The sequence below is a fragment of the Bittarella massiliensis (ex Durand et al. 2017) genome (genome assembly GCF_017566145.1).
Classification (GTDB): domain Bacteria; phylum Bacillota; class Clostridia; order Oscillospirales; family Ruminococcaceae; genus Bittarella; species Bittarella massiliensis_A.
Window position 1 is genome coordinate 1 of record NZ_JABFCL010000225.1, and the last position, 222, is coordinate 222.

Here is a 222-nt window from a genome sequence, read left to right on the forward strand (position 1 = left end):
TTCACGGCCATCTCGCCTGCCTTATAACCCAAGTCGTAATAGCTGATGCTATACGACGCCAGCCCTCCATCCTCGACCATGGTGTCGCATCCTACGATGACGGGGAGTTTATTCTCATTGGCCACCATGGAGACGGTCGCCATACCCGCGGCGATGGTGTTGTCGGTGGGAGCGTAAATCGCGTCGACCTTGTCGACCATGGATTCGACCATCTGCTGGATC

General features: G+C 56.3%; 1 protein-coding gene. It reads right to left on the bottom strand.

Annotated features, from left to right (window positions below; translation table 11 throughout):
• The coding region (locus HJY11_RS14135) for an ABC transporter substrate binding protein (protein WP_279571113.1) at positions 1-222 on the bottom strand (222 nt) is incomplete at both ends.